Source organism: Streptomyces sp. NPDC058955 (assembly GCF_042741435.1).
GTDB lineage: Bacteria > Actinomycetota > Actinomycetes > Streptomycetales > Streptomycetaceae > Streptomyces.
On record NZ_JBHYKM010000003.1, the window covers coordinates 76355 to 85719 of the forward strand.

Consider the following 9365-nt stretch of genomic DNA (forward strand, 5'->3'; position numbering starts at 1 on the left):
TGTCGAGGTCGCGGGAAAATCTCCGTACGGAGTGTCGCTCGCGGATGCCAGACTCGCGTGCATGATGACCATCGAGGAGCTGACACAGCAGGTCAGCAGGGGTGAGAAGGTGAAGTGGCTGCACTTCTGGGGCCACCGGCCGGCCCCGGACGGACGGCTCACGCAGAGCTGTCTGAGCCAGTGGTGGCCGTCACCCTTCGAGGTCGACGGCGTGCGGTACGCGACGGCCGAGCACTGGATGATGGCCGGGAAGGCGCGCCTCTTCGGCGACGCGGAGGCCGAGCGGACGGTGCTCGCCGCCCGCACCCCGGCCGAGGCGAAGAACGCCGGCCGCCTGGTCCGCGGCTTCGACGACGCCGTGTGGGCGCGGGAGCGCGCCGGGATCGTGGTGGCCGGCAGCGTCCACAAGTTCGCCTCGGACGAGGCGCTGCGGGGCTACCTGCTGGGGACCGGCTCCCGGGTGCTCGTGGAGGCGAGCCCGCTGGACCGGATCTGGGGCATCGGCCTGGCCGCCGGCGACCCCGGCGCCCACGACCCGGCCCGCTGGCGCGGGCTCAACCTGCTGGGCTTCGCGCTGATGGAGGCCCGGGAGCGGCTGCGCGCCGGGGCCGGTTCAGCCCCGGTCGCCGACGACGAGGACCGCTGAGGTCCGCACGCCGCCGTCGGTCTCCTCGTACTCGTCGTAGCTGGAGACGGCCCAGACGACGAGGGCGATGATCGCCGCGCCGAGGACGGTGGAGACGACGCCGAGGACGATGCCCGCGGTGGCGGCGCCGCCGTTGCTCGCCTCGCCCCGGTTGACCCGCTTGCGGCCGAGGATGCCGAAGATCAGGGCCAGGATCCCGAGCACGATCGACGGGACGCCGTAGAACCAGAAGAGGCAGGTGCCGATGATGCCGAGCACCATGCCGGCCGTGCCCAGGCCGTTGTTCTGGCCGGGCACCGGCCCGTACGGGTGGGCCGGCGGATAGCCGTACGAGGACCCGGCGGCACCGGCGGCCGGGTAGCCGTACGAGGACCCGGCGGCACCCGTGGCCGGATAGCCGTACGAGGTCGTGGCGCCGGGACCTGCGGCCGGGTAGCCGTATCCCGACGCGACCGTCGGGGGGCCGTAGGCGGGCGGCGGCGCGGGCGTGCCGTAGGCGGCCGGGCCGCCGGGGGCGACCGGGGGCGGCGGCAGCTCCGTGCCGGCCGTCTCCCCGGTGGGTATCGAGGTGATCGTCGGCTGCTCGTGCACCGGGCGGCGGTCCGCCGGGGCCTGCTTGCCCAGCTCCACCCGGGACTCCGCCCGCTCCGGCGGGGCCCACGGGTCGGTCGTGCCCCGGTCCTGCGGGCTCGGCTCGGCGGTGTCGGACATTCGGGGCTCCCTCCCTGGTCCCGTCATGCTACGGCGTGCCGTCCGGCGCGTGCCCGCCCGGCCTACGATGACCCGATGACCGATCTCCACCCCTTCATCGCGGGCCTGCCCAAGGCCGAGCTGCACGTCCACCACGTCGGCTCCGCCTCCCCCCGGATCGTCTCCGAGCTGGCCGCCCGGCATCCGGACTCCAAGGTCCCCACGGACCCGGAGGCACTGGCCGACTACTTCACCTTCACCGACTTCGCGCACTTCATCGACGTGTACCTGTCCGTCGTGGACCTGGTGCGCACCCCGGAGGACGTCCGGCTGCTGACCTTCGAGGTCGCCCGGGACATGGCGCGGCAGAACATCCGCTACGCCGAGCTGACCATCACCCCGTACTCCTCCACCCGCCGCGGCATCGACGAGCGGGCGTTCATGGCGGCCATCGAGGACGCCCGCAAGGCGGCGGAGGCCGAGTTCGGCACCGTGCTGCGCTGGTGCTTCGACATCCCCGGCGAGGCCGGTCTGGAGTCCGCCGAGGAGACCGCGCGGCTCGCCACCACGGACGGCATCCGCCCCGAGGGCCTGGTCTCCTTCGGCCTCGGCGGCCCGGAGATCGGGGTGCCGCGCCCGCAGTTCAAGCCGTACTTCGACCGGGCCCGGGCGGCCGGGCTGCGCTCGGTGCCGCACGCCGGCGAGACGACCGGCCCGCAGACGGTGTGGGACGCCCTCCGCGACCTGGGCGCCGAGCGCATCGGCCACGGCACCAGCTCCGTCCAGGACCCCGAGCTCCTCGCGTACCTGGCGGAGCACCGGATCGCCCTGGAGGTCTGCCCGACCTCGAACATCGCGACCCGGGCGGTGGCCACCCTCGACGAGCACCCGATCCGGGCCATGGTCGACGCCGGCGTGCTGGTGACGGTCAACAGCGACGACCCGCCGATGTTCGGCACCGACCTGAACAACGAGTACGCCGTCGCCGCCCGCCTGCTCGGCCTCGACGAGCGCGGTCTGGCCGCCCTCGCGAAGAACGCGGTCGAGGCGTCCTTCCTCGACCCGGCCGGCAAGGACCGGCTGGCCGCCGAGATCGACACGTACACGGAGGGCTGGCTGGCGCGCTGAGCCCCGGCCGAGAATGGGCCCCATGCGATCCGTCACTGTCGTAGGCCACCGCGGCGACCCGTACCGCGCCCGTGAGAACACCCTCGCCTCGATCGGCTCCGCCTTCGAGCGGGGCGCGGACGCGGTCGAGGTCGACGTCCGGCTGACCAAGGACGAGGTGCCCGTCCTCCTCCACGACGACACCCTGAAGCGGCTGTGGGGCCACGACCGGCCGCTCTCCTCGCTCACCCACGAGCAGCTGCGCGAGCTGACCCACGGCGGGGTGCCGACGCTCCGCGACGCGCTGCTGGCGGCCGGGGCGCGCCGGCTGATGCTCGATCTCCCGGGAGGGAACGAGGAGTCGGTCCGGAAGATCGTCGGCGCGGTCCGCGAGGCCGGCGCCGGGGAGCGCGTCTACTACTGCGCGGGCGCGGTCGCGATGCTCCAGGTGCGGGCGGCCGACCCGCACGCGGAGATCGCGCTCACCTGGACCTCGCTGGCCCCGCCCCGCCGGGTGCTGCTCGACGCGGTCCGCCCGAAGTGGCTCAACTACCGTTTCGGCCTGGTCGGGGAGGCGCTGGCGGAGCGGGTGCACCGGGACGGGCTGCTCGTCTCGGCCTGGACGCCGGACACCCGCAGGACCATGCGTAGGCTGATCGCGAACGGGGTCGACTCGATCACCACCAACCGGGTCGACGTCCTCGCCGCCGTCCTGCGAAAGGCTCCCTGATGAACGACCGGATCCGGACCGACATCGCCCACAACGCCCGGGTGTGGAACTACTGGCTGGGCGGCAAGGACAACTATCCGGTGGACCGCGCCGTCGGCGACCAGGTCGTGTCCTTCCACCCGAGCATCGGCGAAGTCGCCCGCGCGGACCGGGCGTTCCTCGGCCGGGTGGTGACCCGGCTGGCCGGCGAGGGGGTGCGCCAGTTCCTCGACATCGGCACCGGACTGCCGACCGCGGACAACACCCACGAGGTGGCGCAGCGGGTCGCGCCGGACGCCCGGATCGTCTACGTCGACAACGACCCGATCGTCCTCACCCACGCCCGGGCGCTGCTGACCAGCTCCCCCGAGGGGGTCACCGAGTACGTCGACGCGGACGCGCACGACCCGGAGAGGATCGTGGCGGAGGCCGGCGAGGTGCTCGACCTGTCGCGTCCGGTGGCGGTGATGATGCTCGGCCTCCTCAACTTCGTGATGGACACCGAGGAGGCCCGGTCGATCGTGCGGACGCTGATGGCCGCGGTGCCGTCCGGCAGCCACCTGGTCCTCACCCATCCGACGCTCGAACCGGAGCTGGGCGGCGAGGGCAACAAGGAGGCGATGGCGTTCTGGAACGAGAACGCCACCCCGCCCATCACCGCCCGCACCCGCGAGGAGTTCACCTCCTTCTTCGACGGCCTGGAGCTCCTCGCGCCGGGCGTCGTCTCGTGCGCGCGGTGGGGCGCGCCGGAGGCGGCCGCGGTGGCGCAGTTCGGCGCGGTGGGCCGCAAGCCGTAATGCGGATACGGGGGGTGGCGCAGTACACGGCGGGCGGTCCGCGCCGGCCGGCCGCGCCGGATCCGCGCCTGGACGTGCTGACGGGCCGGGAGCGGGAGACGCTGCTGCTGCTCGCGCGGGGCCTGTCGAACGCGGAGATCGCGGCGGAGCTGGTGGTCTCCGAGCACACGGTGAAGACTCATGTGGGCCACGTGCTGGCGAAGCTGGGGCTGCGGGACCGGATCCAGGCGGTGATCTGCGCCTACGAGACGGGCCTGGTGGCCCCGGGGCCTCCCCCGGCCGGGGGAGGAGCGGGCGGCTGAGCCTCCCCCGCTCCGGCGAGGGACCGGCCGGGTGGAACCGCCGGTGCGGGCGATCCGCCGATCGCCCCTGGTCAGCAGGATGGAGCCGTTGAGAACAACGGCTCACGTCACGGGAGTTGACCATGAAGAAGTCCACCCGCGCCCTGCTCGCCACCGCCCTGGTCCTGGGCGTCGCCGCGGGTCCCCTCGCCCTCTCCCCCGCCTTCGCGGCGCCCGCCCCGCCGGTCGCGGCGACGCCGGCCGGCCCCGACCTGTCGGCGGTGATCGCGGGGCTGCCGCGTGCCGACGCGACGGCGGCGCTGGTCCGGATCGGCGGCACCGAGGGGAGCTGGGCGGGCAGCGCGGGCGTGCACGACCTGGAGTCGGGGGCGCCGGCCGATCCGGCGGCCCGCTTCCGGGCGGGTTCGGTGACGAAGGTGTTCACGGCGGCGACCGTGCTCCAGCTGGCCGCCGAGGGCCGGATCGACCTGGACCGCACGGCCCGCTCGTACCTCCCGGAGCTGATTCCGGGCCGGTACGCGACGGTGACGGTCCGCCAGCTGCTGAACCACACGCACGGCATCCCGGCGGCGGACGTGCCGGGCGACAGCGTGGAGGAGTGGTACGAGCGCCGCTTCGAGGTGCACGAGCCGGAGGAGATGGTCCGCCGGGCGACCGCGAAGGCGCGGGAGTTCCGCCCCGGCACCCGCCAGCACTACCTGAACATCGGCTACACGATCGCCGGGCTGATCGTGGAGCGGGTGACGGGCGATGCGTACGAGGAGCAGGTGGAGCGCCGGATCCTGCGCCCGCTCGGCCTGCGGGACACGTACTCCCCCGGCCGGGAGGCCGCGATCCGGGGCCCGCACAACCACGGCTACCAGCTGATGCGGCTGGACGACGGGACGACCGGGCTGCGGGACGTCACGGACGGCTGGGCGGCCGGCGACCTGGTCTCGACCACGGCGGACCTGGAGCGGTTCACCCGGGCCCTGTTCGCCGGCCGGGTGGTGCGCGGCCCGCTCCTGGAGGAGATGTTCACGCTGCCGAAGGTGACGGACTTCGGGTCCGGCGATCCGGCGGCGTACTCCGTCGGCCTGTCGATGAAGCGGCTGGGCGGGCGCGAGGTGTGGGGCAAGACCGGCGGCCGGTGGGGCTACAACGCGGCCATCGCCTCTACCCGCCACGGCGAGCGGACCCTGGTCTACAGCGTCAACTCGACCGACGCCAAGGGCCAGGGCACCGCCCCGACGGTGCTCGCCCTGATGGTCGCGGCCTACGGCCTGCCCGGCTGATCACCAGCGGTCCCAGTGCAGGACCTGCTCGCGCGGGATCCGCCGGGCGGGGCGGAAGTCGGTGCCGATCGTGTAGGCGACGGGGATGAAGGCGGCCTGCATGACCTCCCCGTACGGGATGCCGAGCTCGGCGGCGAACTCCCGCTCCAGCGGCAGGTTCCCGGTCGTCCACACGGTGCCGAGGCCGCGCTCGCGGGCGGCCAGCATGAAGCTCCACGCGGCGGGCAGGATCGACCCCCAGGTCCCGGCCTGGTGGGTGACGGAGAGCCCTTCGGTCCGTCCCTCCACGCAGGGGATGACGTAGGCGGGCACCTCGTGCAGATGCCGGTACAGGTGTCCGACGCCCGCGTACACCCGGTCCATCACCCCGGGCGCGACCTCGGCCCGGCGCACGTCCCGGGCGGGCAGCGGCTGGTGGGCCTCGGGCACGCCCAGGCTCGCCCGCCACAGGTCGGCGAGGACGGCCCGGCGCTCCGGGTCGGTGACGATCACGAAGTGCCAGCGCTGCCGGTTGCGGCCGGTGGGTGCCTGGACGGCGAGGTCGACGCACTCCTCCAGGAGGGCGCGCGGCACCGGCCGGGTGAGGTCGAGCCGGTGCCGGACGGCCCGGGTGGTGGAGAGCAGGGTGTCGGAAGCGAGACCGAGGTTCATGCGTTGAGCCTCGTACGGGCCGGACGGCGGCGGGAAGTCCGGGCTTCCACTGGATGAAAGACGGGGGACGGGGTGGGCGAGAGCGTGGCGGGACGGCTCTTCTCGGTGTTGGACGCCTTCGAGGGCGGCGTCCCGGCGGCACTGCGGCTCACCGACATCGCGGCGCGCACGGGGCTTCCGGCGCCGACGGCGCTGCGTCTGGTGCGGGAGCTGGTGGCCTGGGGCGGTCTGGAGCGGGCGGCGGACGGCACGTACCGGCTGGGGCTCCGGCTGCGGGTGCTGGGCGCCGCGGCGCCCTGTCCGCGCGGGCTGCTCGACGCGGCGCTTCCGGCGCTGCGGGAGCTGGGCGCGCGGACCGGCGGGCACGCGGATCTGGCGGTGCCCTCGGCGCCGCCGGCCGGCGGGGTGCTGTGCCTGGTGAGCGGGGAGCGGCCGGCGCCGCACGCGACGGCGTACGGGCAGGTGCTGCTGGGCGCCCCGCCGGCGGAGCTGCCCCGGCTCACCCGGCACACGGTGGTCGCGCCGGGGGCGCTGGCCGCCCGGCTGGCCCGGGTGCGGGCGGCGGGGCTCGCGGTCTGCGCCGAGGAGTTCCGGCTGGGCGAGGTGACGGTGGCGGCCCCGGTGCGCGGCCCGGCGGGGACGGTCGCCGCGCTGGGCGTGACCGTCCCCACCGGCGTCCCCCTGGACCGGGTGGCGGCGGCGGTCCGGGCGGCGGCTACGCGGGTACGGCCTCCGGTGCCGCCGCCGTCGTCGTGACGGCCTCCAGCCGCTTGATCAGGCGGCGGACGTGGAGCAGCGGCAGGATGCCGACGACCCCGAAGGACATGTCGATCACCGACCACCAGAAGGGGATGTCCCGGATCGGCCCGCAGATCAGGGCGAGCGGGATGATGCCGGCGCAGGCGATCATGCCGAACTCGACGACCCAGATGTTGCGGACCGGGTCGCGGTAGGGCCCGTAGAAAGCGACGGCGATGACGAGGTGCGCGAAGGCCAGCCAGTCGGTGCCGTAGAGGAGGTACGGGGCGTCGGTGCCGGCCGCCTCGACCCCGCCGGCCACCCGGTGGATCCACTCGGCGAGGCCGGGGAGGGCGTCCGCGACGGGCGCGGCCCAGCCGGTCAGCGAGGAGTCGAGCCAGCGGAGTTCGGTGACGAGCGGGAAGGCGGTGGCGCCGCTCAGGACGAGGCAGACGACGAAGAGGATCAGCCATGCGCGGATCCGCGCGAGAAGGGCTCTCGGCCCGTTCGAGTCGCTCATGGGGGTAGCGTACGCCCCTCTTGAACGCGTTCAGAAACGGGGGGCGACCCGGCGGGCGACGGCGTGCGCGAGGACGGTCGCCCCGGCCGCGAGCGCCAGTCCGGCCCCGGCGTCGCGCAGCCGGGCCGGCCGCAGCACCCCGGCCCTGGCGAGCCGGCCGCGCGCCCACAGGGAGAACGGGATCACGACCAGAGCCGAGGTGACGGAGCCCGGGGTGCGGCCCCGGACGGCGGCGGCCTGGGCGAGGTGGACGAGCCCGTGCAGCCCGAAGCCGTCCACCGCGCCCTGGTAGAAGGCGGACCGCCCGCCGGACCGGGCGCCCGCCGCGAAGGCGGCGCCCACGATCACCCCCATCACCGCGACGGCCAGGGCGAATTCACGCGCGTCGACCCCCTCGACGGCCTGCCAGACCGCCTCCGGCACCGCGGGGAACCGCTCCCGCAGTCCGGGCAGGTTCTCCTTCAACCAGCGCGGCCCGGCGGCGAGTTCCTCGATGTCGTGGACCGTCCAGGCGAGCAGGAGGCCGTAGGTGGCGAGCGGGGACACGGTCGTCTCGGTCATGTCCTGCCCAACTCACAGTCCGACGAGGGAGTTCCACCGCCCCGCCATGGTCCGGCGCTCGGCCGAGGTGATATCGCGGGCGATGGCGAGCCGGCCGCGCATCTCCCGGTCGGGGAAGATCAGCGGGTCCTCGGCGAGCGCGGCCAGTTCCTCGTCGCCGGAGTCGGCGAGCACGGCCTGGGCGGCCGGGACGGGGCAGACGTAGTTGACCCAGGCGGCGAGTTCGGCGGCGACCTCGGGCTCGTAGTAGTAGTCGACCAGCCGCTCCGCGTTGGCCTTGTGGCGGGCGAGGTTGGGGATCATCAGCGACTCGGCCCACAGCTCGCCGCCCTCCTCGGGGACGACGAACTCGATGTCGGGGTTGTCGGCCCGGAGCTGGATGACGTCGCCGGAGTACGCCTGGCAGGCGAGGACGTCGCCGCTCGACAGGTCCTTGATGTAGTCGTTTCCGGTGAAGCGGCGGATGTGCTTCTCGCGCACCAGCTTCTCGACCTGGTCGCAGACGGTGTGGAAGTCGTCCTGGGTCCAGCGGGTGACGTCGGCGCCGTTGCCCTGCATGAGCAGGGACATGGCCTCGTCGAGGCCGGAGAGCAGCGTCACCTTGCCGCGCAGGTCGGCGTCCCAGAGCTGGCGGGTGGAGCGCAGCTCCCGGCCGAGGGCGCGCCGGTTGTAGGCGATGCCGGTGATGCCGGACTGCCAGGGCACGCTGTGGAGCCGGCCGGGATCGAAGGCCGGGCGGCGCAGCTGGGGGTCGAGGTGGCCGGCGACGTTGGTCTGGGCGGCGCGGTCCATCTTCTGGACCCAGCCGAGGCGGACGAAGCGGGCGGCCATCCAGTCGCTGACGACGATGAGGTCGCGGTCGGTGGCCTGGCCGTTCATGAGGGCGGGGCCGACCTTGCCGAAGAACTCGTCGTTGTCGTTGATCTCCTCGGTGTAGCGGACGGAGATCCCGGTCCGCTTCCGGAAGGCGTCGAGGGTGGGCCGCCGCTGCGGATCGTCGTCGTCGGTGTCGATGTAGAGCGGCCAGTTGGCGAAGGTGACGCTCCGCTCGCGGCCGGACAGGTCGCGGCCGGCCCGCTCGCCCTCGGCGACATAGGCGGGCCGCACGCCGCAGGCGGCGAGGATGCCGCCCGCTCCGGCGGCGCCGAGGCCGCGGAGGAGGGAACGGCGCGGCAGGGGGTTCCTTGCTGTGGCTCTCACCCGCGAAGCCTCCCGTCCGGCTCCGGGCCCCCGCAATGGACGCTCCGTCGAGCGACGGGGCGGGGGGGGGGGGGGGGCGGGGGGGGGGGGGGGTGTGTGTGGGGGGGCGGCGGGGTGGGGTCGTGTGGGGGAGGGGCGGGGGGGAATGTAGGGTGTGTGGGGGTGTGTGT

11 protein-coding genes and 1 pseudogene are annotated in these 9365 nt (G+C 74.3%); 7 read left to right on the forward strand and 5 right to left on the reverse strand.

The genetic code is table 11. The features are described from left to right. Positions 1–61: 61 nt before the first annotated feature. Entirely contained in the window at positions 62–646 is a 585-nt protein-coding gene (locus ACFW1I_RS02285) for an NADAR family protein (protein ID WP_384665285.1), read from the forward strand. Here the strand turns inward: ACFW1I_RS02285 and ACFW1I_RS02290 are convergent. Beyond that, positions 614–1357, reverse strand: a complete 744-nt coding sequence (locus ACFW1I_RS02290) for a DUF4190 domain-containing protein (RefSeq protein WP_384665287.1) — start codon at positions 1355–1357, stop codon at positions 614–616. The genes ACFW1I_RS02285 and ACFW1I_RS02290 overlap by 33 nt on opposite strands. 75 nt (positions 1358–1432) lie before the next feature. Between ACFW1I_RS02290 and ACFW1I_RS02295 the strand changes: the two genes are divergently transcribed. From ACFW1I_RS02295 to ACFW1I_RS02315, 5 genes and pseudogenes are all read left to right on the forward strand, one after another. After that, positions 1433–2464, forward strand: coding sequence for an adenosine deaminase (locus ACFW1I_RS02295; protein ID WP_384665289.1), 1032 nt, complete (start codon positions 1433–1435; stop codon positions 2462–2464). A 22-nt stretch (positions 2465–2486) separates the two neighbouring features. Beyond that, positions 2487–3173: a glycerophosphodiester phosphodiesterase gene (locus tag ACFW1I_RS02300; RefSeq protein ID WP_384665291.1), complete on the forward strand. Its 687-nt coding sequence runs from the start codon at positions 2487–2489 to the stop codon at positions 3171–3173. Beyond that, positions 3173–3949, forward strand: coding sequence for an SAM-dependent methyltransferase (locus tag ACFW1I_RS02305; RefSeq protein ID WP_384665293.1), 777 nt, complete (start codon positions 3173–3175; stop codon positions 3947–3949). Before ACFW1I_RS02300 ends, ACFW1I_RS02305 begins: the two co-directional genes overlap by 1 nt. Before the next feature lie 8 nt (positions 3950–3957). After that, positions 3958–4251: pseudogene (locus tag ACFW1I_RS02310) on the forward strand (response regulator transcription factor); the annotation flags it as partial. A 122-nt stretch (positions 4252–4373) separates the two neighbouring features. Then, positions 4374–5525, forward strand: a complete 1152-nt coding sequence (locus ACFW1I_RS02315) for a serine hydrolase domain-containing protein (protein WP_384665295.1) — start codon at positions 4374–4376, stop codon at positions 5523–5525. On the opposite strand, the gene ACFW1I_RS02320 is transcribed toward ACFW1I_RS02315, so the two are convergent. Continuing rightward, positions 5526–6176 carry a nitroreductase family protein gene (locus tag ACFW1I_RS02320; protein WP_384665297.1) on the reverse strand — a complete coding sequence of 217 codons (651 nt, stop codon included), beginning with the start codon at positions 6174–6176 and terminating at the stop codon, positions 5526–5528. A gap of 72 nt (positions 6177–6248) precedes the next feature. Between ACFW1I_RS02320 and ACFW1I_RS02325 the strand changes: the two genes are divergently transcribed. Further along, on the forward strand, positions 6249–6932 hold the full coding sequence (locus tag ACFW1I_RS02325; protein WP_384665299.1) for an IclR family transcriptional regulator: 684 nt from the start codon (positions 6249–6251) through the stop codon (positions 6930–6932). On the opposite strand, the gene ACFW1I_RS02330 is transcribed toward ACFW1I_RS02325, so the two are convergent. Genes ACFW1I_RS02330 through ACFW1I_RS02340 form a run of 3 tightly spaced genes read right to left on the reverse strand, consistent with a single transcriptional unit; the run spans position 6892 to position 9171 of the window. Next, positions 6892–7434 (reverse strand): hypothetical protein, encoded by a 543-nt coding sequence (locus ACFW1I_RS02330; RefSeq protein WP_384665301.1) that lies wholly within the window; start codon positions 7432–7434, stop codon positions 6892–6894. The genes ACFW1I_RS02325 and ACFW1I_RS02330 overlap by 41 nt on opposite strands. A 30-nt stretch (positions 7435–7464) precedes the next feature. Then, positions 7465–7995, reverse strand: coding sequence for an HXXEE domain-containing protein (locus tag ACFW1I_RS02335; RefSeq protein ID WP_384665303.1), 531 nt, complete (start codon positions 7993–7995; stop codon positions 7465–7467). A gap of 12 nt (positions 7996–8007) precedes the next feature. Beyond that, the gene (locus tag ACFW1I_RS02340; RefSeq protein WP_384665429.1) at positions 8008–9171 is read right to left on the reverse strand and encodes a spermidine/putrescine ABC transporter substrate-binding protein; all 1164 of its coding nucleotides are present in this window, start codon (positions 9169–9171) and stop codon (positions 8008–8010) included. Positions 9172–9365 lie beyond the last annotated feature (194 nt).